Raw genomic sequence first — 24351 nt, forward strand, 5'->3', positions numbered from 1 at the left:
ACAAGCCTTATGAAAGCAATTATAATCGCTATACTATTGGCGTGCCTTGTCGCGCCTATTTATGCCCAAACTGTTCCGGTAAAAGGAACCATCAAAGGCGTCATTATAGATTCCGCCAAAAACACGCCACTGGGTTACGCTACCATCGCATTGGTAGATGCCGAAACAAAAAAACCAGTTAAAAGCGGACTTTCAAAAGATAACGGATCATTCGAATTAGATGGCCTTCCACTCAAACCCTACCTGCTTAACGTTATCTCGGTAGGTTACCAAACTAAAACTATCCCAGCTGATGGTTTAAAGATCGACAAAGCAAATATCGATCTCGGCAAAATTGTATTAGGTTCTTCAACATCCCAGCTAAACGAAGTTAAAGTAACAGCCTCAAAACCGTTGGTTAAACAAGAGATAGACCGCGTAAGCTATGATGTACAGGCCGACCCTGACAGCAAAGCCCAAACCGCTATGGATATGCTTAAAAAAGTACCGTTGGTTTCGGTAGATGGAGATGACAACATTCAGTTGCAGGGCAGCGGAAGCTATAAGATCTTTATCAATGGCAAGCCATCGCAAATGCTGGCCAATAACCCTAAAGATATATTGAAATCAATGCCGGCAACCAATATTTTAAAAATTGAGGTAATTACTACTCCACCTGCAAAATATGACGCCGAAGGACTGGCGGGCATTATCAATATTATTACGAGCAAAACAGCTGACGACGGTTATAATGGTAGCATTACGGCTCGTTACAACTTTCCATGGGGGCCTAATCTTAACTTAACCGGAACGATGAAACAGGGCAAGTTTGGTATTTCGGGCTATATAGGTGGCGGCGGCAGACCTTGGGTTACAACTAATTCTGCCAACGAGAGGCAAACCTACGCGCCCGTGTCCGACTTTTTGCAATACGGCAGTAACAGCACAAAAGGCAAATTCGTTTATAGTTCTGTTGAACTGAGTTATGAAATTGATACCCTGAACCTTTTAACAGGTTCCATTGAATATGACAAAGGTCGTTTTGACCAAAATCAAGACCGCTTAACGCGATTTACCAGCGAAGATCCTAATGCGCTACCGCAATCATACCGCTTGTTGAACAACGGTGGCTTCGGTTGGGACGAAACCGACTTAAGTTTAAATTATCAGCTTGGTTTTAAACGTGACAAAAAACAACTGCTCACAGCCTCATATCAGTATACTTATTTCTCCAACGAGAATCATAGTGATATTTCTACCGTCGACCGTGTAAATTATAACAGCCCTGATAATAACCAGCAAAACAACGCAGGTACGCGCCAGCATACTTTGCAACTGGATTATGTCCACCCGCTTAAACAGTTAACAATTGAGGCTGGCGCAAAGGGCATCTTCAGAAAGAATTTTAGCAATTCAGATGTAGAGAATCTTACGAATGTAAATGGTCAGGATATTTTTGTCGAAGACCCAACGCTAAGTAATGATTTTAACTACCATCAAAATGTGTACAGCTTGTATAATTCCTATACTTACAAAGCAGGTTCGTGGACGTTAAAAGGCGGCGCACGTATGGAGCATACCCATGTTGATGCCAATTTTATTACCGATGGCAGCAGCTTAAACAGGGATTATACCAATGTAATTCCATCAATTTCTGTCATGCGTAATTTCAGCAAAAATCAGAGTTTAACTTTTGGCTTTACTAACCGGCTCGAGCGCCCGGGTATATGGCAACTTAACCCATTCGTCGACCGATCGAATCCGCAGATTGTTAACACCGGGAACCCCAATCTGCACGCTGTATTAAGTCATTTGTTCGAGCTTACCTACAATAAATCGGGCATAGGTAATATCAGCGCCAAGTTGAGTTATATGTACACTAATAATAGCATAGTAAGCGTAACGAAATTGATATCCGATACGCTTAGCGAAACTACTTACGATAATGTTGGTAAGTATAAAACAGCGCGTTTAAATATCAATGGCAGTTATCCCCTCACTAAAAAATTGAATGCAAATTTCAACGCAGCCTTATTTTATGTTTGGATAAAAGGAACTTATAATGGCGAGTTTTACAGCAATGAGGGTCCTCGTACTACCAGCAATGTAAGTGCTACCTACAAACCAGGGAATGATTGGACCATTGGTGCAAATTATGGTTACAACAGCCACCTAATATGGCTTCAGGGCGGATCGAACCATTATATGTATTCTTCATTATCACTGAGCAAAGTTCTACTGAATAAAAAACTGACGATTACCGGCGTGGTTAATAACCCAACCCAAAAGCACTACACATATACACAGTTTACATCTACTCCCGATTTTTACCAGGCTAATACTCAATATCAAATTTACCGAACATTTGCCGTCAGCCTCAATTACAAATTTGGCAAGCTAAGCAGCGACATCAAGAAAAATCAGCGCAGCATTAACAATGATGACGTAAGTAAACAATAGCCCAAGTAAAGCAAAAAAAGCGATAGATCAGAAATTAGACCTATCGCTTTTTTTGTTTACTTAAATCAAGAATTATTTCTTTTCGAACTGGTATAAGGTAATGCTTTTAAAAGGCTTGCCCGGCTCTAACACCGTAGAAGGAAAAGTAGGTTGATTAGGTGAATCTGGAAAATGTTGCGTCTCTAAACAAAAGGCTGTTCGGTGAGCATCCGGAAAGCCACCTTTCATTTTAAATTTCCCTTCCATAAAGTTACCCGTGTAAAATTGTACACCAGGCTGAGTAGTAAACACTTTTAGTATTAAGCCTGTCTTATCACCAATTACGGTAGCAACAGGTATTTGCGCGTTGTGATTGTTCAGCACGTAGTTATGGTCGTAGCCGTGGCCAAATTTAATCTGCTCGTTGTCGGCATCAATACGGTCGCCAATTGGTAATGGAGCCCTAAAATCAAACGGAGTACCCTTCACGCTCTCAATTTTACCGGTAGGGATCAGGTCTTTATTAACAGGAGTGTAATCGTCGGCATTGATCTGCATAATATGTTTCAGAATTGTACCACTGCCCGGGCCGTTGAGGTTAAAATAAGCGTGATTAGTAAGGTTAACAACCGTCGGTTTGTCAGTCTTGGCCTCATAAGTAATTTCGAGGCTATTGTAACGGGTTACCACATAGGTAACTTTTACATCAAGGTTTCCCGGAAAGCCTTCTTCCATATCGGCAGAGTGATAAGTAAGTTCCAGTGTATGCTCATTGGGTTGCACGGCGTCCCACACTTTAGAGTCGAAACCCACCTTGCCGCCGTGTAGCGTATTGGGTGCATTATTGATAAACATGCTATACTCTTTACCATCTAGTTTAAATTTACCATTGGCAATTCGGTTCCCATAACGGCCAATTAATGCCCCATAGTAATTGCTCGATGATTCCTGGTAGCCTTTCAAATTATCGAACCCTGCAATAACGTCAATCATGTTACCTGCCTGGCTTTTTACCAAAAGGCTAACTACGCGGCCGCCGTAATTGGTAATTGCAGCTTGCATGCCGTTTTTACCCTTCAAATAGTAAAGTTTAACTTGTTTTCCGTCGATAGTTTGTTCAAAACCCGATTCGGCTGGTAACATTTTGCTGATCGCAATGCTGTCTGTCATGGTAGCGTTGTTTTTTGCTTGATTAGTATTACAGGATGCTAAAATACCTGCCGATACGGCAAGCAATAACCCCATCCTGGTTTTTAGGCTTGATAATTGCATTTTGGTACGATGTTTAAGGTAATGAAACTATGGGTTTTCAATTTGGTTTCAAAGTTTTAAATATTATTAAAACTTTATTTAAAGTTACCCGTAAACGATGCCAATTTAGCAATAAAATTAAATGCTTAATAAAAACTTCATATAGTAACCGTATTTTTGCGCGTTCAATAAGTAATGACACAAAAAAAGATAAAGAAGCGAAGGATTGTACTGGTACTCATAGTAGTTACCATGTTTTTTGCTGCCTACGCACACCATAGGCTCAGCCAAAAAGGGTTAAATACAGGCCGTTTGCAGGATAAGGAGATGAACGAAATCTCCGGCATATCGGCGTCTGCTATCAATCAAGACATTTTTTATGTGCATAATGATAGTGGCGACACCAGTCGTTTTTTTGCTATCAATGCTCAGGGTAAATTAAAGGCTACCTACACTTTTACCGGCGCCTATAGCGGCCGGTTTGGCGTACGCGATTGCGAAGACATTGCAGTTGGCCCAGGCCCGCAAAAAAACAAAAGTTATATTTATTTAGGTGATATTGGCGATAATGGAGGAAATCATAAAGACATTGCTATTTATCGCTTTAACGAACCAACAGTAGCTGCCGAAGACAGCGCTAAAAAAATCAACCTTAATACCTCTACCCTGTTTTTGAAATATCCTGATGGCCCACGCGATGCCGAAACGTTGATGCTAGACCCCGTTGAAAAATTGCTTTATATAGTTTCTAAACGCCAGGACTCGGTAGCCGTTTATACTACGCCGCTTAAATTTAATAACGGTGATACGGTAACACTCACCCGCCAATGCAAGCTGCATTTTAAAGGCTTACCGCTAATGCGCTGGATAACCGCCGGAGATATATCCGCCGACGGCAAACAAATACTTTTGAAAAGCTATGCCACTGTTTATTACTGGCAGCGCGAACCCGGCGAGCCTGTTTGGAAAGCCATGCAACGCGCGCCGAAAGAAATGCCTTACGAACAAGAACACCAGGGTGAGGCCATTGGCTTTAGTCGCGATGGCAAATCTTACTTCACCACCAGCGAAGGGGTTTACGCGCCTATTTACCAGTATTTTATAAACGGATTTTAATTATTTAGGTCCCTCAGAGATTTCTTCCCAATAAACGGTTTCCATAAATACGCCGTTTTCTGATGCTACTTTATCTCTTATTTTTTCCAACTCCTGTTTTAGTTCGGCGGCGCTAGCCGTGCTACTTGAGGAATAGTAGTATATCGCATTGCCTGTTTTGCTGTTTATAAACTTATAGTGTTTGATATTTTCTGTAGCCATGGGGTATTGCACTTAAGTGTACTATTTATTAATACATTGTGGCGATAATTTGTTCAGATAAATGCTTAATTTAATTTGAACTTTACATTATTACGGTAAATTAGTAAGCATAAAACCATATAAAACTATGTACAAGAAATTCCTGACCACATCAATTTTAGTATGCTGCTGCGTGCTGGCATCTCTGGCTGTAATTGCCGATCTGAACGGTAAATGGATAGGCAGCGTAAACATGCAAGGTAACGACCTGGCTTTAACCTATACTTTTAAAGTAGATGGCGACAAGCTAACCGGCGTTGCAGAATCTCCTTACGGCCCTTCGGCTATTGAAAATGGCAAGGTTAAAGGCGACTCTCTTATGTTTACCACCAACGTAAGCGGCATTGAAATTCCTCAATCGGGAAAGTTCTTTAGCGACTCAGTTACACTTAATATCGAAGTTCAAGGTTCTGTGTTGCACACAACACTTAAAAGAGCACAGTAGTTAGAAAGCTGGAATCAAGAGTCAAGAATCAAGAAGTAATAATACATGTTACTGATAAAGCCCCTCCCGTTTGGAGAGGGCCAGGGAGAGGTTTTTACCTTTCGCTTACACCTTTCTGTTTTCAGCATTCTATCTTTGTATTCAACAAAAGATAAATTATGAAGGTTGAAATATGGTCGGATGTGATGTGCCCGTTCTGCTACATCGGTAAGCGGAGGTTTGAGCATGCACTTGCTAATTTTGAGCACAAAGATGAGATAGAGATCGAGTGGAAAAGCTTCCAGTTAAATCCACTATTAAAAACAGATCCTAACATCAGCATACACGATTACCTAGCCGAAACCAAAGGCTGGCAGCCCGAATATGCACGCCAGTTAAACCAACAGGTTACTGATATGGCAGCCGAAGTTGGTTTGGTTTATCACATGGATCAGGCCGTTGTGGCGAATAGCTTCGATGCTCATCGTTTTTCGCACTACGCTAAACTGAATGGTTTAGGTGTTGGGGCCGAAGAACAGCTATTCCGTGCTTATTTTACCGACGGTAAAAACATTGCCGATCATAATGTTTTGACCGAATTAGGCGGAAATATTGGACTAAATCCGGAAAACGTAAAGTCTGTTTTGGCCGCGAACCAATTCTCTAACGAAGTACATTACGACTTGCGTGAGGCCCAGGAATTAGGGATCAGCGCTGTGCCGTTTTTTGTATTAGACAGAAAATATGCGGTATCGGGTGCACAACCCGAAGCTGTATTTTTAGATGCTTTGCAAAAAGCTTTTGCAGATCAGCAACCAGAAATTATCGCCGACAGCGATAACAGCTGCGACGTTGATGGCGAAAATTGTTAAGAACATTTTATAATTGTCGTTTATCTAGCGTGTCATTCCGACGTAGGAGGAATCTTGTACGGGTTTCCTTTTAGATAAGCATACTTCACAAGATCTCTCAAGATCTCTCGAGATGACAAAACGAAGTTTTAAATAAGAAAAGCCGTCCCGGGTTAATCGGGACGGCTTTTCTATCATCAGGATGCCTGAGCCTTAAAACTCAAACTCGTTTGATGGCATACCGATCGGTGCTCCCGGCGGCATATCCAACGGTTCGGCGGGTTGGAATTTCTCAGGGTTCTTCTGAAACTCATTGATCTGCGACATAGCAAAATACATAGCTGCCTTTTGTTTAGGCGGCGCAGTTACCATTTGGCTGCCTATCCAGGTAGCTAATTCGCTTATCTTTAGTAATGCTTCTCCCCTTACATTTTCACCGGCGCGAGTATTGGCGGCTAATTGCAAAAGGTATTTGATGGTTAGGTTATTAACCAGCACGTGCAACTCTCCTTTATAGCCCGGTTCAATCGGGGCTTTCCAGGTTTTTTCGAGCAATTTATCAACCATTGGCATAAAGCCAGGTTGCTTGCTATCGCGCGAATTATATTCAATTAAACGGGCTGCACGGTCAGCATCAAGCATGTAACCTAATGTTGTACTTGCAGCACTTTCGGCAGCGCCAAGCGGGTCAAAAGTTACGCCGGTATGACCGCCGAAGGTCTCAACCGATGAGGGGTAACCTACCGGGCGCGGTGGAATTTTAGCGATTAGTGCTTCTGGTAATGCTAAGGCATCGGGTGTAATGGTCGTTAATAAACCATCAATAGAACGCCATTGCTCGGCCGGGTCAATCATTTTGGTAACCACTTGGCCATCATTTTTAAGGGCGTAGGTAAAGTATTGGCCACCGATTGAATTAGATACCGCTTCGATCTGGTAACGGTGCAGCAGGTACATAGGCACCAACACTTCTTCTAAAGTGGCCATCGGTGCGTCCTGACGGATAGCTTTCTCCGAAAAATTATCCAGTATGTGACGACGAATGGTCATCAGTTTGGTCAGTTGATCAACCGCGTTGTTACCCTCATCCCACTGGTGCGAAAGCGGGTGCACGCCACCACCAATATCCGGGATAAAGATGTGGCCTTGCGCCAGGGTTTCCTTCATGATCTTATCAAGCGCCTCATCCTCATTGGTTCCCTTAGGGAAATCTGAGTATCCCCAGGTAATAGCACGTTTGTCCCAGGTTCCAATACCTTTTGCATAAGCGTCAGACACATCTATAGTGCCATCAGCCTTCATACTAAAGCGCGGAAAGGGATAATCCATTACTGAAGCCCTGTCGTGCGTACTGCTTGTATAGTTGTGGTACAAACCAAGGGTATGTCCAATTTCGTGCGCAGATAGCTGGCGGATACGCGCCAATGCCATTTGCTCCATTGCTTTAGGGATAGGTTTGCCATCGATATAGGGTTGCAATAAACCTTCGGCCAGCATATAATCCTGGCGGTGACGATCTGAACCCAGCGTTACTTCACCTTTCAGGATCTCGCCAGTGCGTGGGTCGATGTATGACATACCGTATGAGAAAGCCCTTTGCGGATTGCCCGAGCGGTTTACCCAATTTACTACGTTATAGCGCATATCCATAGGGTCGGCGCCTTCGGGAAGTTCTTTTACGATGAAAGCATTTTTATAACCAGCCGCTTCGAATGCCTGGTTCCACCATGAACCACCTTCTATCAGGGCTTTTTTAATCAGCTCAGGTGCGCCACGGTCTATATAGTAAACTATCGGTTCAACAGGCTCGCTTATGGCTGCGCCAGGGTTCTTTTTAGCGAGGCGATGCCGTGCTGTAAAACGTTTAATCAATGGCTCATTCATCGGAGATGAAAAGTCGTAATAGCTAAAGTCGTTAAAGCCCGACCGCGGGTCGAACTTACGGGGCTTAAAACCATCATCGGGCAATTGTACAAAAGCCTGGTGCATACGCAGGGTTACCGCACTTGGATCAGCAGCGACACCGCCACCACGACGACCGCCGCCACCTCCGCTACCACCTGTAAAGGTAATCAAGGCTTCAAACTCACTATTTTTAGGAAAGTTCTTCGTGTTTTCGATATTAATAGCCGAGCGTGTTTCATCTAAACGATAACCGCCACCTGCTGCGCCACCACCACGGCCGGCGGCCGCAATAGCACTCCCCAGGTTACCACGGCCGGTGCCCAGGTTATCACCAATCTTCTGAACATCGCGGATCAGAAAAGGCGTCATATCTACCAGTACCTTATCGCCCTCAACGGCTGCAGGAGTAAAACCCCAAAGTATTGATTTGGCAAAAGCATTCTCAACTGCTTTTTTCTCGTCGGCATTACCGTTTACCGAACGGTAATTGGTAACCGGCTGTACCAAAAATATCTTAGGGCCAACTTTAGTGAAATGGGTAATTACCGATGTTGATTGACCGCGTTCGGCCCCACCATTACCAACACCATCAGCAAGAGCATTGAAGTACAGGAAATCCTGATCAAATTTGTCGATCTCGAGATAAACCTTTCCGCTTTTTTCATCATAATAAAAATCGAAAAAGCCCTCGTACTTTTTGAGGTTTTGAGTAATGGAGGCAATTGAAGCTGCCGGCCTGGCTTCGCTACCACGCCCTGCACCATCGCTTGGCTGTCTGTTCTGCGCGAACGACACCCCGCTTAATGCCAGCATAGCCGCAGTTAAGGGTAAATAATACTTCATAGTTTAATAGTTTAGAGAACTTATTTTGTTTTTGATGCAATAGCAAAGCATTTTTCCGACTCACGATGACATTTTCTCAAATACTTTTCAAGAAAATTAAGTGTTTTATGCGGAAACACTTTAAAATAATGCAGAATTAACAAAAAAGTTACTGGTTGATTAATAATTCCCCTCCTGAGAGAGTAATTGGAACTAATGGATCTTTTTCTCTCCCCTCTTGAGAGGGGTTAGGGGTGTGTCCTTATCACTAACTCATCAGAATTATAAAACGCTATATTTATCAAATAACATTTACTCTTATGAGCACGCCATCAAAAAACCATATTATCGTTGTTAAGAAAATGAAATTGAATGCAACAAACGGTGATCATTCCGTTACCGAACCATTCAATTTCGACGACATCAAAGAATCTGTTAAGCCCTATATATTCGACGAAAAGAATGTTCGTATTGACGTAGATGGCGACGAGATCACCTTTATTATTGTTTGCACCGAAGAAGCCAAGCGGCCAACTATAGGGTTTAGTCAAGGGAGTTAACTATGACGGTCAATTATCCTGAACTTGTTGCATGGCCCCATAGGTAAGTCGAAAACTTGCAGGCTGCGACGGTTAATGCATATTCAGCATATTGATGCTATCGATTTTTTCTTTAACTTAACTTGTAAAAAACCAGCACCTTATAGCGAATGAAAACCTTACGTCACTTATCTATTTTATTTTTAAGCTTATCATCGTGCTTAACTGTTTACGCCCAATCCACCGCCAATAAAATTCACGAGGTTGAAACAAACCTGGTTGGCGTAATACAAATAGAAGGCGAAAAACCACATACGATACAAGAACAGCTGGTACACTACAAAGCACCGGGAATAAGTATCGCAGTTATCCAGAACTATAAGATTGCATGGGCAAAAGGTTACGGCTGGGCCGATGAAGAGCAAAAAATTCCGGTAACGGAAAAAACGCTCTTTCAGGCAGCGTCTATTAGTAAATCATTAAATGGCGTTGGTGTTTTAAAGTTGGTGCAGGACAAAAAACTCGATCTTTATACAGATATCAACACCTACCTCACCAGCTGGAAATTTCCTTACGATAGTTTATCAAAAGGCAAAAAAATTACGGTAGCCAACCTGTTAAGCCATACAGCCGGGCTAAATGTACATGGCTTTAATGGCTATGAGCAGGGCAAGCCACTGCCAACCATAACCGAAATTCTCGATGGAAAAGCGCCCGCAAACTCTCCGCGTATTCGCTCTATGTATGCGCCGGGTTTAAAATCTGAATATTCTGGTGGCGGAATTATGATTTCGCAAATGATTGTAATGGACGTTACCCATCATACTTATGCTGAATACATGAAGCAAAATGTGCTACAGCCTTTAGGCATGACAAGTAGTACTTATGAACAACCGCCGTTTGGAATTAAACCCGCGTTATTGACCACCGCTTACGGACCGCTCGAAAAGCCATTAACAGGAAAATACCATATTTACCCTGAGCAGGCTGCCGCCGGTTTATGGACCAATCCTACAGATCTTGCTAAATATGTCATTGAAACACAATTGGCTTATGAAGGTAAATCGGCAAAAGTGCTTAACCAACAAACTACTAAATTGAGGCTCACACCATATCTTAATAAAAATGCAGCCCTGGGTGTTTTTATTGATAACTTGGATAGTACCAAATATTTTCAACACAGTGGCGGCAATGAAGGTTTCCGCTGCATTTATTATGGAAGCCTTGAAGGTGGAAATGGCGTTGTAATAATGGTTAATTCTGATAACGGCCAAATTATAAGCGAAGTGATAAACAGTGTGGCAAAAGTTTATGGTTTTAAAGGATTATACAATTCTACAATTAAAAAATCGGCGATAGTGGCCGATGCTGATTTACAAAGTTTAGTAGGTTATTATGAGCTTGCACCTAAATTTATTTTAAGCATTACCAAAGAAGGCAATCAGCTATATGCCCAGGCTTCAGGGCAAGGTAAATTCAGGATCAATCCCGAATCACAAACCAAATTTTACACCGTTGATTTCCCATCAGATTTTGAATTTATTAAAGATAACAATGGAGTAGTAACCAGTGTGGTGCTTTTACAAAACGGGCAGAAACATGAGGCCAAGAGAATGAAATTGTAGGTATCTAAATATAAATTGTGATACCGAATTTTATTTCACCTGATGAAACTCACATCGTTCGAAGTCTATTAACTTCGAATGCATATAATAAATAGCCCCCGCTATTCAAAGTCTCCGACTTCGAGCAGCGGGTTGAGCTGGAAAGTCACGAATCTCATTTTTTACAAAACTTTACTCTCAAAATCGGAAAGCAGTAAAACCGAAAGCTTAATTTTGCCTCATGGATTGGATAGCTGTACAAGATAAATTACCCCTCGATAACGAACCGGTTTTAGTACTAATTAGCACCGAGGACGACGATTACACCAGGTTTAACAACATGCAGGTTGCCTACCACGTATCTAAGCAATGGATAGGTAAAGACAGCGGCTTATGCGACGTAACGCACTGGCTACCACTTCCACCTGCCCCGAAGCCACCGCGAGACGAGCATTTTGAGGCTATTAAATTTGCATCAGACAGTGTGATGAGCCATTATATTCCCACAGATAGGAGTGCGCAGACGTTCTCCTTCGCCATTACAGCTGAAGGGAAAGAATATACCGCTCATTACGAAAAAGACGTAGACGGTTATTGGACGTTTAGGAAATATGAGTAATAAAGCTTTCCACCTCGTCTACATTCATTAAAATAGTACTGAATATTTTGGATGCCCCGTATAGCTTATCAACCTTTACAGGCTCTTTAAAAGTGATAAGTAAGTTACCACTTGTTTTTATTGCGCCACCCTTAAGGTACGGGACGTCGGAAGGCTGATAATCGTTGGTTATTTTCTGAAGCGAATCTATGTTATTTAGTGTAGTAACTACCTGCCAGCGCAAGCCAGTGCGCAACACTATAAAATTATCACCAATTAAAATCTTTCGTTTTAGCATGGCAGATAAATCTGCCACGAAAACGATCATTCCATAAGCAGAAATGGAAGTCACAACAATAGCGGCAATGTTATTCCAGTGTATTAGCAGGAGATGCACGGCTACCATTTCAATCAGCACCACTGCAAACAAAACACTCCAAATAGCTACATAACCACAGGTTTTGTGTGTAGTAAAGGTTTTGATATCACATGCACAATCTTTCTCCTTTCGCCAAAACAACAGGCCGTATCTAATTATTGCCAACTCGGACGCCATTAGCTTTATAGCAACAGACGAACCCAACACCGATACCATAGCATGGCGCAGATTATAGATAGGGTCTGCAAATTCTGCCCTATCTTGATTATAAGCAGCCCTTAGTTTTTTAAATTGGGTAACAGCATAACCGATAACAAACAATTCTGCCAGCACGCTCAATTTGCGGATCTGTAAAATGTAATCTCGCTGTTGCTGCGGCAGTACCACATATGCTAATCCACAGCAAAAACTAAATATAAGCAACAAGCTCTTCGCCGAAACCTTTAAAGGTCGAACAATAATAAAATAATACAACACCGGAAAAGTGATCACCAAGTCGGCAAGAAAGCCGTTTGCAACTTTATCTCTTATTCTCAGTGGCGCAGCATTTAGGATGGCAAGTCCACCAAAAAATATGATTAGCGCGATAATCAGAATAGAAATAATATTACGATTTAACCGAGGAAGAAAAGCTGTCATGGCTTGGGCTTGGGTTTGGGTACAGCCTAAAGATAGCAATAAAAGCTTTTAGCGATTCCGCCCAACACATCAGAATCGCTAAATGATTCACAAATTCTTACAACAACTTCCTCACCACCAAAAACGCCCCTGTAGCCGCCAAACTTGCAATCCCTAATAATTTTGCGCGGCCTTTAGTTGCCTTTTTAGAGCCATAGCCACCTGCAATTTTATAGTCAACTCCGCTGGGTTCGAAAATAGCGCCATTGGTTACCGGTTCCGGTTCGGCCTTTTTAAAGTAGTGTTGTGTAACCTTGAGCAATCCGAACCTGGTGAGCCTGGGCGAAATAATTTGCCCCAGTTTCGCCATATAAGCCGAACTGCCTATCATTACGCTCTCACGCGGGCGCTCTATCAGCCTTACAATTTCTGATGCAACCTTGGTGGTGGGTATAATTGGAGGTACAGGTTTAAGTTTCTTGCCTGTGTAGTTGGCCGCATGTACCGGGCCGGGGGTATCTACAAATCCAGCATAAACATCACAGATATGGATATCAGGGCAATCGATCATTTCGGTGCGCAGGGCTTCAGAAAAACCACGTACGCCATATTTGCTGGCGGTATAGGCTACTGAGTAAGGCATGGCAACATAGCCGCCGGCAGAGTTCATATTTATTAGCGTTCCGTAACGTTGTTTCTTAAAGTAAGGCACTACGGCGTAAGCACCGTTGAAGTAACCCATTAAATTGGTTTTTAACACTTGCTCGTGAGCCTCGAGCGGCACGGCGGTAAATTCGCCCAAAAGGCCTATTCCTGCAATGTTAATCCATACGTCTATCGATTTTCCGAAAGTGCAGGCATCCTTAGCTAAGTTTTTTACTGCAGCTGCATCTGTAACATCGGTAACTACGGCAATGGCTTTGGCACCAAGTCGGTCGCAAACGTCAACTACTTCGTCGAGCGTTTCTTTTTTACGGGCTGCCAGTACAAGTTTACAACCATACTGAGCCAGCTCAATGGCTGTAGCACGGCCAATACCGCTGGATGCACCTGTTATTACAATGGTTTGTTTGTTTAACGGCTGGCGGACATCAATTCGGGAACGTAATAAACTCATAGGATCTGATTTATCTGGGTAAGATATAAGAACCTGACAGAGAATGAAAGGTTTATGAAAAGTTTATTTTCCCTGTTATCTATCCATTCCAGGCTCCAAACTTACCTTGCTGATAATCACGGTATGCCTCGGCTATTTCCTGCTCAGTATTCATTACAAAGGGGCCTTGTGATACTACCGGTTCGTTATACGGCATGGCATGCCCAAACAATAAAATACTTTCTGTTGATGAAGTAATCATCAATTCGCCACCATCCTGATCAAACTCTGCCAGATGAACCGCCTTTACCGCCGTACCATTAGCTTCCAGTTCGCCACGAATAACGTAAAAGAAAATATTGTGCTCCTGGGGGATATTGATCGAAATCCTACCACCATTCTTAAAGTAGATGGTGTTGAGGTTGATACCCAAATCTGTTTCAAATGCAGGCTGCTTGCCCTCCCATTGGCCAAATATTAAGTCGACTTCTACCCTGCCATCGTCGAAAGTAACTGAAGGTATTTCTTCCTTCTGTTTACCAATGTAGAAAGGTTCGGACATTTTTAAACGGGCTGGTAGATTAACCCACAGTTGCAGAATTTCCATCGGCCCACCATTTTTCTTAAAAGCTTCCGACGAAACCTCAGAATGGATAAGCCCTCTGCCCGCACGCATCCATTGCACACCGCCGCTGGTGATCACGCTCTCATGTCCGCTATTGTCTTTGTGCGCAATGTCGCCGTCGATAATAAAAGTAACGGTTTCCATTCCCCGGTGCGGGTGCGGACCAAAAGGTAGCCCCCTGTTACTCGGTTTATAAACCTGCGGACCGTGATGATTGAGAAATAAAAACGGATCGATGTAATTAACGTATTGAGTTGGCAGAGCTCGATAAGTAACCATATCTGCAATAGGCGCAGAAACCGCTGGATATATTTTTATAATTTTTGACATAATTATGTGATATACTACTACACAACAAGCAATTATCTTAAAGTGTTATTCGGACACATAAAACAATAAACGTATTTTTGCAGCAAGGTTACAAAACTAAGCATATTGATATGGCGACAGAACAGCTTGAGGTAAAATATACAGGTTACAAACCGGCAATTTATAGAGCAGCCGTTGGCGCTATGTTTTTTATGGCCGGTTTATGTTTTGCCAGCTGGGCTTCGCGCATTGCCACCATTCAACAAAAATTAGAGCTTAGTGATGCCGCTTTAGGTGGTGTATTATTTGCCTTGCCGGTAGGTTTAATGCTTTCGCTGCCATTTTCGGGTTGGGCTGTAAACAAAATAGGTAGCCGCATGCTGCTTACTTTTGCCATTATTACCTACGGCGTTTTGCTGGTATGTTTAGGCTCTGTTGATCATGTTTATCAGTTAATTATGTGTTTGGTGGCTTTCGGTTTTGCCAGCAATGCAACTAACATTGCTGTAAATACTCAAGCCGTAGCTACCGAAAAAATGTATAGCAAGCCCATTATGGCTTCCTTCCACGGGTTGTGGAGCATGGCCGGTTTTACTGGCGCGGCGATAGGCACCTTCATGATCCATCAGAAGATTGTGCCTATGTATCACTTTGCGCTTATCTGTTGCATTAACGTAATTGTAGTACTTATCTGCCTGCAATATCTACACAACGACCGCGACGAGAACAGCGATGCACCAGCCTTTGCCATACCCGATAGATCACTTATAAAACTTGGGCTAATTGCCTTTTGCTCCATGATATGCGAGGGTGCAATGTTCGACTGGAGCGTCATATACTTTAAAAAAATCGTTTTGGTAGAAGATGCCTGGATAGCCACCGGTTATACTGCCTTTATGTGCACCATGGCCACCGGCCGCTTTATTGCCGACTGGTTTGCGCATAAATTTGGTTTAAAACGTATTCTTCAGGTTAGTGGTACACTTACTGCCATTGGCTTATTAATTGCGGTGATACACCCTACTTTTCCTGTTGCAATTGGTGGCTTTTTACTGGTTGGCTTTGGTGTATCATCCGTAGTGCCTATGGTTTACAGCGCAGCTGGCCGATCTAAAACTATGACACCGGGTGCTGCAATTGCAGCAGTATCAACCATCAGTTTTGTGGGCTTCCTGATAGGTCCGCCGGTTATTGGTTTTCTGGCCGGGGCATTCACCCTCAGGGTTTCTTTTACTTTTATTGCCCTAATGGGCGCATGTGTGGTGATATTGGCAACCAAAGCCAAGGTTGAGTAATTTTTAATATCAATTACAATTGATATATTTACTTTAATCAATTATAGCCATGCTATTATTGCGGGGGTAACCTACTGCGCGTCAATAGCATTCCTATGCCTTAATCACCATTAAACAGCCCCGCTGTGAAAAACTTATTGTGTATGCGTAGAAGTATCTTATTACTTGCATTACTGGCGTTTACCTGCCTGCATGTTTTTGCCCAAACCAGCACTTTATCTAAGCAACTAACTACATACCTTAATCAGTTTAGCCTCACCGAAAAAGCATATTTACAGTTCGACAAGCCCTACTACGCCGCCGGAGATACGCTTTATTTTAAGGCATACCTTACCATGGGGCAGCGTCATCAGCTGTCGGCGATAAGTGGGGTGCTGCATGTAGATCTCATCTCCCCGCAAAATAAAATATATCAATCGGTTAAGTTACAAACCATCAATGGATTGGCCTGGGGCGATTTTGTACTACCAGACTCACTCGCCCGTGGAAATTATCGTGTACGGGCATATACCAATTGGATGCGTAATAACGGCGATGCTGATTTTTTTGAGCAGGTGATCCCCGTGGGGTCTGTACTTGCCGCCGTGTCGTCGTCGAAATCGACAGATACCAGGCCCGATCTGCAATTCTTCCCCGAAGGTGGCGACATGCTTACGGGTGCGATGGGCAAAGTGGCCTTTAAAGCAATGGCCGCAAATGGCAAGGGCATAGATGTTAGTGGCATTATTACTGATATGGAGGGCAAAACAGTCACGGCGTTTAAGTCATCACACAATGGCATGGGCGCATTTATGCTGAACCCCAAAAATGGACAACAATACAAAGCACTCGTAACCTACCCCAATGGCACACAAAGCACCGTTGAGCTACCACATGCCAATACCTGTGGCATAGTATTAAAAATAGATAACGACACTACCCAACAAGCCCGCCTTCAACTGATTGCAAACGATCAATACTTTGCCGAGAATAAAGACAAAGAAGTTAACGTGCTTATTTATTCGGGAGGTTATGCAACCACACTTCACCTTAAACTCGATAGCACTAATATTAGCCTGGCATTATTGAAAAAACACCTGAGCCCCGGCATCGCTGTGGTAACCCTGTTTTCGTCCGATGGGCAGCCACAAAGCGAACGCTTGATCTTTGTGCAAAAACCAAATGAGTTTAGTTTAGCCTTAGCCAGTGATAAACAGGCTTACCGCACCCGCGAAAAAGTGATGATGGACTTACACCCGCAAAGTTCATCGGACTCGACAGCAATAGCCCATTATTCGGTTGCCGTTATTAATGAAAGCAAGGTTCCCACCGATGCCGACGCCGAAAACAGTATCTACAGCTATATGTTGCTAACCTCCGAACTTAAAGGGCATATAGAGCAACCTGGCTATTATTTCAACAATGTTTCGGCCAAAACCATAGCAGATTTAGACCTGGTAATGCTTACGCATGGCTATCGCAGGTTTGAGTGGAAACACCTCACCGATTTGAAACAGCCGCCAGTTACCTATCAACCTGAGCGTGGAATAGAGATTAGTGGGCGGGTGAAAAACTGGGGTGGAAAACCGACAGCTAACTCAACGGTTACATTGATCCCCAGAGGGGCGCAACCAATAACCGGGCATGCCGATAGCATAGGTAATTTCAAATTTAAAGACCTTGTTTTTACCGACACCGCAAATTTTATAATTCAAGCACTTAAGAAAAGTGGCGATGATGCTACAGAAATTAAATATTATGGCGCAGTTAAGTCTCCTGCCTTACAACAAGTTGTAACGTCGACAGGTAGCCAAGACGTTAATCAGTTAATGACTACCTATTTGGCAAACAGCGCCCAGCAACATCGTCTCGATAGTCTTAAATTATTAAAAGGCCGAATGTTAAAAGAAGTAAAAATACGAGCTATAAGAAATAGCAATAATTATCGCTCGTCAAGTCCCACCGGTCCGGGGCATGCCGACCAGGTGATACACATGGATGATGTAAAAACAGTAGGTTTTTTGGGTACAGTATTACAAGGTCGTTTAGTAGGGCTAGAGATTACTGATGATATGGTATTGTTTTTTAAAAAACCTATGGCTATATATTTAGATGGAGTTGAATTTGCCGGTTCGTTGAAAGATATCCCTACCGAAACCATCGAAACTGTAGAGGTATTTAAGTTCGCCTCCGCTTCTATTTATGGCATGAACGGAGGCAATGGTGTTATAGCATTAACCAGTTGGCAAGGCAAAGGCAGACAAGCCAAGGATATTGTAGCCAGGGGCGTTTTACCCATTACCGTTCCCGGGTTTTACAAAGCCCGCGAGTTTTATGCACCAAAATACGAGGCGAAATCTTCTACAATACCCGATTTACGTTCTACCATTTACTGGCAGCCCGAATTGACAACAGATGCCAAGGGGAATGCATCATTCAATTATTATAACGCAGATGGAACAGGTACCTATCGCGTAATTGTGGAAGGCATTGACGAGGCCGGCCATATTGGCCGCGCGGTTTACAGGTATGCGGTTAAGTAACTAAGGCTTTGCGGTTAGCCTAATTTATAATTACACTTTAAATATATTAATTCGATATATTTACTTAACAATTATAAGCAGCTATTTATCTCCGCATCAAATACTTCCGGCTAAATAGCAACCTCATACCTTAATTTTCAACAGAAATGAAAAAGTTGCTTGCTGTAGTAATCTGCGCATTTGTATTTACTGTGCCTGCCTATTGCCAGGTGCAAAATACTTTTGTTGAAACGCTTATAGATAAGCTTAAACAATTTGGAATTAACCACACAGAGGAAAAGGCTTATCTGCAACTGGATAAGCCTTACTATGCCGCCGGCGATACTATTTATTTTAAGGCTTATGTAACCACGGGCGAGCATCAGCTTTCTAACCTAAGCAGCATATTACACGTTGATCTTATTGATCCGGCAAGCAGGGTTAACCGCTCGCTTACGCTGAAGTTAACACAAGGCCTAACCTGGGGAGATTTTGAACTTCCGGATTCGCTGCAAAAGGGCGAATACCGGGTGCGCGCATATACCCAGCTAATGCAAAATGATCCGGGTAGTTTCTTTGATCTACCGGTGTCAATAGGGGCCGTTAAAAATGTAAAGATGTATGAAAATGCCCCTGCATCGAAGCAAATGTTTAAGGCCGATGTACAATTCTTCCCCGAGGGTGGCAACATGGTTACTGACGTTCGCAACAAAGTTGGTTTTAAAGCCATTGGCACCGATGGTTTGGGCACCAGCGTTAGCGGTGTAATTGTAGACAACTATAACAAAACAGTGGCCCGGTTTGCATCAGGACATGCCGGGATGGGAAGTTTCTTTTTACTCCCCGAAGAAGGCCGTACGTATCGCGCAAAATATAAGCTTAAAGACAGTATTCAACAGGTGGTCGATTTACCTAAACCCCTTACTAAAGGTGTAGCATTATCAGTTAATACTAAGCCCGATAAAGTTTCGGTGCAAATAGACGTAAACCACAATTATTATAAAGAGAACGAGAACAAAAACATTATCCTTGCCATTTACTCAGGCGGCAAATTAACACATGTGCTAACTAAGCTGGATAGCTGGGAACTAACCCTCGATTTGCCGGTTAAACAATTTGCTACCGGGGTTACCAGATTTACCGTATTTTCTGAACAGGGCGTACCTTTGTGCGAACGGCTTTCTTTTGTTCAAAACCCTGCTGACCAAGCCGTCCTACAGGTTAGCAGCAATAAAAATGCGTACAGCAAACGCGACAAAGTACAGATAGATATTAATCGTAAAGACCAACCGCTTGAATCTGCCAAAGGCCATTATTCGGTAACGGTGATAGACGAAAGCAAAGTACCAGATGTTAATTATCGTAATTCGATACAATCGTACTTATTGCTAACCTCAGAAGTAAAGGGTTATATTGAACAACCAGATTACTATTTCGACAATAGCAACGAGAAAACCAATGCCGAACTGGATGCTTTGATGCTGACACAGGGTTATCGGAAATTTACCTGGCAAGAGGTCTTAAAAGACACCGCACACGCTGGTAAATTGCCCCCCGAAAAAGCGATTGGCCTCAGCGGAACCATCACCTCATTAAAAACCAGACAACCTGTTGCCAACGGAACTGTAAATTTAGTGAGCCCCAACAACGGCCCTTTATTTAGCCAGCAAACTGACGCAAATGGCAGGTTTGCGTTTACAGGAATTTTATTTGCCGACAGCACCCGGTTTTTAATCACCGCAACGGATGCCGCCGGCAACCACGACGTAAAAATTACAATGGACAAAACCGCTACTGCATTTGCAGTTGCTCCATTAAATACACCGGGCGTTGCCTCCACAGATATGCAAAGTTACCTGCAAAACGCCCAGCAAGAACAAATGCAAAGCAGCCTGTATAAGCCGCTTAATGGCAAGGTGCTTAAAGAAGTTAAGGTTAATGCGCTTCGCTCGTCAAACATAGTGGGTAGCGGGCACGCCGATCAATATATCGATATGCGTAAAGTAACCGAGGGAGGTGGCTCTTTGTACGATGTACTTGTGGGTCGTTTAAATGGCATTAGGTTTATTAACGGCATTCCGTATCTGGCAGGATATAACCACGGGCCCATGCAAATTGTAATTGATGGGGTTATTATGGAAACCAGGCTTGATACCAACCAACATGCAATGGGCGATGCTGTTTTAAAAACGCTGGTTCCCGGCGATGTAGAAACGGTTGAAGTTTTGAAATATTCCAACGCAAGTATTTACGGGCAGATAGGCGGTAACGGCGTACTTATCGTCACCACCCGGCAAGGAACCGGCAGCGCAGCAGCAACAGAGACAGACCCTGGTATATTGGTATTTAAAGCGCCGGGCCTATCCGTTGCGCGCGAATTTTATTCGCCCAGGTATGATGTAGCCGCAACCACCACGCATCCCGACTTGCGCTCAACCATCTATTGGCAACCCGAAATAACAACAGACGCCAAAGGCAATGCTTCTTTTAATTATTACAATGCCGATGGCACAGGCACTTATCGCGTAATTGTAGAGGGCATTGACGAGGCCGGGCATATTGGCCGGGCGGTTTATAGGTATGCGGTGAGATAATTTGAGATTATTTTTATAGAGTTCACGCGGCACGCGTGCGCTAGCAATTGGCCAACTCAGGAAATAAGAAAATATGATAGACCTGCAGTATCCCTCCAAAATCAGTATCTCATTGTATTTATTACTTCTACTCTTTTCTTCATGTCAAAGAAAAAGCGGCAATGAGTTGAATATTTGTATTTATGGAAAATATGAAATAAACAGCACGGTTTCTTTGATGCTCGATCATAAAATGATTTATGAAAATAAAATCACGGCAGGTTCTTTTCAGGAGTTGCGCCTTAACCCGCTTTACATTATTAATAAGGTAACGGTTATCGACTTTTCTATAAACGGAAAAGACACTAGTTTCAACTGCATACTTGATAAAAAGAACTATTTGAATCTTGCATACTCACCATTTCATAACCAATTTCAAGTGCAAAAAGTCGACTCCATAACTTTTAGAAAAAGCGGAGACGATATGATAAAGTACTCAGGTTTCGGCACACGCTTGCTGCGTATGTCCAATTTAAATATAGGTTACTTCTTGATTCGCTACCTCGATTCTTATCCCTATTAAAATGCCATCGCTTTTCCCTGTTCAGGAAATATCAAATGAAGTTTAAGCAAATTCTCATCAAAAAGCTGCTGCTTAATTTTAACGATGTTGGTTTGCGGCAACTTCAAGTGGGTAATAATCACGTTGAAACCTTTAAGGGCGTCCGGGCCGGTTAAGGCACTAAGATTGGCAAACTCGCTCATCAACCATTTAGGTGTAAAATGACCAAATAGGGTTTTATCCGGCTGCTCATCTGGAAACGAGGTTTCGATCATAATCGCCTTCAGGCTTTTGTTTTTAATCAGTGGTGCAATGGCCTCCCAAAGCCGATGCATATTGGTGCTTTTTTCTATCGCGTCGGGGCCGGTATCGCCAAGGTATAACATATAACTATCTTTGCTCCTTACCAAAAATGCAGTACTGGTTAAGTTAGAATGGCTAAGCGGAAAAGCTTTTACCGACATTTCGGTATTCTTAATTGGTACTTCTTCGCCTGGGTTTAATACTTCATAGTGATATTTTTTCAGTTGCGGTGTTTCGCCGGCATCGGCAAAGTTGGCCCAACTGGCCCAGGTAAAGTAATGAGTTTGGAAAGTTTTGAGGCAATCGGCAAAACCGTAAATAGTTTTGGCGCTATCATCGGGCGAGTTAAGAATCAATCCCGACAAATGATCGAGGTGCGAATGCGAAATAAAATAACCTTTAATATATTGCCTCAGCACGTGCTCTGCAGGTGCATTAAAAGCCTTATTCTCAATTGCCTTTTGGATACCTGCATGCAATGTCCCGGCGTCGAGGCAGATGTAGTTATCTGAGCCTTTTGGAGCCAGCATGTAGGCCGAAAGATTACTTTCATCAGCCCCACCCAGTACTCCCAGCGGTACCAGTTTAAAACTATTTTGCGCATTAACGCCCGCTACAATGCAACAAAATAAAAGGGTAATCAGATACCTTAAACGCAATAATGCCATACCTAAAAAAGATTTAAAGTACGGCAATTTACACAACTAAGTTCAATTGTTTTTAACGAGCACATATCTCTTTCTGAGACAATTGGTGCAAAGGTATTTTTTCAGTGGTAGCCAAAACAGAAACGTTTTAACTAACATGCCTCGGTGAATCCGCATATGTAAACTCTGTTTACATTTTCTGCATACAGGTTGGGCGTGCGTATTTTGAATTGGGGTAACATTCATATTTAGCAACATTATTATAAAATAGTTTAAAAAGTTGGGGTTGGACAAACAATTTTCAAGAGGCCTACTGACCACTTGCGCAAGAAATTAATTCACCCAGAAATTAAATCGTTAGATATTATATATATATCTAATAATATATAAAAGTAGCCGTTTCTACGTTTAAAAAGGTTATTTGTATATTAATAAACTATTTGTATCAAAAAAGTTACAATTTGTTTTTATACGAATTAACCTTTGGTTTAATTAAACACATTCCCGAAACTTTCATTGAGTAAAACTTAAAAATTATTCAACTTTCATTTTCTTAGCCGCCGACTTTTTGTACTCATAGTCGCCGCCGAAAAGATATCCCCAAGGTTTGAGGTCGTCGATACGATCAAAGATTATCTTAAATATAGCAATGGTAGGTATGGATAAAAACATCCCCGATAGCCCCCATAACATTTCGCCTAGTAAAATACCCAAAAAGGTAATCAATGCATTGAGTCTTACTTTTGAGCCAACAATAACAGGCAGTAAAAAATTAGCGTCGATTGCGTGAATGATGATTACGCACACAGCCACCAGCATCGCTTTGCTTATAGCACCTGTAGCAAACGTAATTACGGTACTCAATATCAACGCGCTGAATATACCCACATAGGGTATAATATTAAACAAACCAGTAATTATGCCTAACAGAGCAGCATACTTGATACCGATGAACCAAAAAACGGCGCATGCAATACACGATACCACAAGCATTTCGAGCAATAGCCCCATTATATACTGGCGTAATATCGACTGCACTTTTTCGGCAATATCGTGCACCAGCATGGTATGCTTTGTGCCAAATGCTTTTAAAACAAATTGCAGCAGCAAGCGCCTGTAAAGCATAATAAGAAAGGTAAAAATAATGATGAAGGCAAAAAACAGCATCATTGCCGAAACGGATAAAAAAGTGGCGCCAATAACGCTTGTACCAGACGACATGATCTTTTTAGTAGTATTATGCACATATACCATTTGCTTCTCCATATTTAAATTGAAGGTGCTTTGAATCCACTGCTGCAGGTCGTAGCTCGATTGGTCTATCTGCTTTTTCAGCATAGGCCAGTCATCTGCTAAGCTCGATATACGGGTGCCTACCAGGTAGCAAATACCGGCAATAAAGGCAATAAAAATTAATATGGATAAAAATGCGCCGGCGCTACGGGGCAAGCGGCATTTGGTTTCGAAAAAGTTAGATAATGGCATCAACAAGATGGCGAATATGAACCCAAACATCAACGGGTCAAGTACATCTTTACCAATAATAAGCAAGTACCCCAGGGAGATGAGTCCGATAAGGATAAACGACAGGCGGGCATAAAATGGTAAAGTTGCAGTAGGCTTTGTAATCATAGCAGCGGTTTGGGATATATATTTTACTAAATATACCATTTTA

The 24351-nt window shown here is 42.5% G+C and carries 19 protein-coding genes; 11 read left to right on the forward strand and 8 right to left on the reverse strand.

Translation table 11 applies throughout. The features are described from left to right. Nucleotides 1-9 precede the first annotated feature (9 nt). On the forward strand, nt 10-2439 hold the full coding sequence (locus GSY63_RS18270; RefSeq protein WP_166587272.1) for an outer membrane beta-barrel family protein: 2430 nt from the start codon (nt 10-12) through the stop codon (nt 2437-2439). Between the two features lie 72 nt (nt 2440-2511). Here GSY63_RS18270 and GSY63_RS18275 read toward each other — a convergent pair whose 3' ends face one another. Next, nucleotides 2512-3690, reverse strand: coding sequence for an aldose epimerase family protein (locus GSY63_RS18275; RefSeq protein ID WP_243749264.1), 1179 nt, complete (start codon nt 3688-3690; stop codon nt 2512-2514). A gap of 174 nt (nt 3691-3864) precedes the next feature. Between GSY63_RS18275 and GSY63_RS18280 the strand changes: the two genes are divergently transcribed. Further along, complete coding sequence (locus GSY63_RS18280; protein WP_166587273.1) at nt 3865-4785, forward strand: hypothetical protein; 921 nt, start codon at nt 3865-3867, stop codon at nt 4783-4785. On the opposite strand, the gene GSY63_RS18285 is transcribed toward GSY63_RS18280, so the two are convergent. Continuing rightward, a complete protein-coding gene (locus GSY63_RS18285; RefSeq protein WP_166587274.1) occupies nt 4786-4986 on the reverse strand; it encodes a hypothetical protein in 201 nt (66 codons plus the stop codon). 127 nt (nt 4987-5113) lie between these two features. Here GSY63_RS18285 and GSY63_RS18290 point away from each other — a divergent pair, with 127 nt between their 5' ends. Together GSY63_RS18290 and GSY63_RS18295 are read left to right on the forward strand one after the other, a co-directional pair. Further along, nucleotides 5114-5470, forward strand: coding sequence for a glycoside hydrolase (locus GSY63_RS18290; protein ID WP_166587275.1), 357 nt, complete (start codon nt 5114-5116; stop codon nt 5468-5470). A 158-nt stretch (nt 5471-5628) separates the two neighbouring features. Next, complete coding sequence (locus GSY63_RS18295) at nt 5629-6321, forward strand: DsbA family oxidoreductase (protein WP_166587276.1); 693 nt, start codon at nt 5629-5631, stop codon at nt 6319-6321. A gap of 192 nt (nt 6322-6513) precedes the next feature. Here GSY63_RS18295 and GSY63_RS18300 read toward each other — a convergent pair whose 3' ends face one another. Then, nucleotides 6514-9048 (reverse strand): zinc-dependent metalloprotease, encoded by a 2535-nt coding sequence (locus tag GSY63_RS18300; RefSeq protein WP_166587277.1) that lies wholly within the window; start codon nt 9046-9048, stop codon nt 6514-6516. A gap of 299 nt (nt 9049-9347) precedes the next feature. On the opposite strand from GSY63_RS18300, the gene GSY63_RS18305 reads away from it, so the two are divergent. The 3 genes from GSY63_RS18305 to GSY63_RS18315 all read left to right on the forward strand — a co-directional run bounded on the left by GSY63_RS18305 (nt 9348) and on the right by GSY63_RS18315 (nt 11789). Continuing rightward, the gene (locus GSY63_RS18305; protein ID WP_166587278.1) at nt 9348-9587 is read left to right on the forward strand and encodes a hypothetical protein; all 240 of its coding nucleotides are present in this window, start codon (nt 9348-9350) and stop codon (nt 9585-9587) included. Between the two features lie 149 nt (nt 9588-9736). Continuing rightward, a complete protein-coding gene (locus GSY63_RS18310; protein WP_166587279.1) occupies nt 9737-11191 on the forward strand; it encodes a serine hydrolase in 1455 nt (484 codons plus the stop codon). A 220-nt stretch (nt 11192-11411) separates the two neighbouring features. Then, the gene (locus tag GSY63_RS18315) at nt 11412-11789 is read left to right on the forward strand and encodes a DUF551 domain-containing protein (RefSeq protein ID WP_166587280.1); all 378 of its coding nucleotides are present in this window, start codon (nt 11412-11414) and stop codon (nt 11787-11789) included. On the opposite strand, the gene GSY63_RS18320 is transcribed toward GSY63_RS18315, so the two are convergent. The 3 genes from GSY63_RS18320 to GSY63_RS18330 all read right to left on the reverse strand — a co-directional run bounded on the left by GSY63_RS18320 (nt 11773) and on the right by GSY63_RS18330 (nt 14816). Next, complete coding sequence (locus tag GSY63_RS18320; protein ID WP_166587281.1) at nt 11773-12786, reverse strand: hypothetical protein; 1014 nt, start codon at nt 12784-12786, stop codon at nt 11773-11775. The genes GSY63_RS18315 and GSY63_RS18320 overlap by 17 nt on opposite strands. A 97-nt stretch (nt 12787-12883) precedes the next feature. Further along, complete coding sequence (locus GSY63_RS18325) at nt 12884-13882, reverse strand: SDR family oxidoreductase (RefSeq protein WP_166587282.1); 999 nt, start codon at nt 13880-13882, stop codon at nt 12884-12886. Between the two features lie 79 nt (nt 13883-13961). After that, a complete protein-coding gene (locus GSY63_RS18330; RefSeq protein ID WP_166587283.1) occupies nt 13962-14816 on the reverse strand; it encodes a pirin family protein in 855 nt (284 codons plus the stop codon). 110 nt (nt 14817-14926) lie between these two features. Here GSY63_RS18330 and GSY63_RS18335 point away from each other — a divergent pair, with 110 nt between their 5' ends. From GSY63_RS18335 to GSY63_RS18350, 4 genes are all read left to right on the forward strand, one after another. Further along, the gene (locus tag GSY63_RS18335; RefSeq protein ID WP_166587284.1) at nt 14927-16090 is read left to right on the forward strand and encodes an MFS transporter; all 1164 of its coding nucleotides are present in this window, start codon (nt 14927-14929) and stop codon (nt 16088-16090) included. A gap of 125 nt (nt 16091-16215) precedes the next feature. Then, nucleotides 16216-18612: an MG2 domain-containing protein gene (locus GSY63_RS25090; RefSeq protein ID WP_208094591.1), complete on the forward strand. Its 2397-nt coding sequence runs from the start codon at nt 16216-16218 to the stop codon at nt 18610-18612. Nucleotides 18613-18758: 146 nt separating this feature from the next. After that, a complete protein-coding gene (locus GSY63_RS18345) occupies nt 18759-21185 on the forward strand; it encodes an MG2 domain-containing protein (protein WP_166587286.1) in 2427 nt (808 codons plus the stop codon). 73 nt (nt 21186-21258) lie between these two features. Continuing rightward, nucleotides 21259-21747: a hypothetical protein gene (locus tag GSY63_RS18350; protein WP_166587287.1), complete on the forward strand. Its 489-nt coding sequence runs from the start codon at nt 21259-21261 to the stop codon at nt 21745-21747. Here GSY63_RS18350 and GSY63_RS18355 read toward each other — a convergent pair. Then, nucleotides 21744-22697: an MBL fold metallo-hydrolase gene (locus GSY63_RS18355; RefSeq protein ID WP_166587288.1), complete on the reverse strand. Its 954-nt coding sequence runs from the start codon at nt 22695-22697 to the stop codon at nt 21744-21746. The genes GSY63_RS18350 and GSY63_RS18355 overlap by 4 nt on opposite strands. 513 nt (nt 22698-23210) lie before the next feature. After that, nucleotides 23211-24308 carry an AI-2E family transporter gene (locus GSY63_RS18360; RefSeq protein ID WP_166587289.1) on the reverse strand — a complete coding sequence of 366 codons (1098 nt, stop codon included), beginning with the start codon at nt 24306-24308 and terminating at the stop codon, nt 23211-23213. Nucleotides 24309-24351: the final 43 nt, after the last annotated feature.

The sequence above is a fragment of the Mucilaginibacter agri genome (genome assembly GCF_009928685.1).
Lineage (GTDB): Bacteria > Bacteroidota > Bacteroidia > Sphingobacteriales > Sphingobacteriaceae > Mucilaginibacter > Mucilaginibacter agri.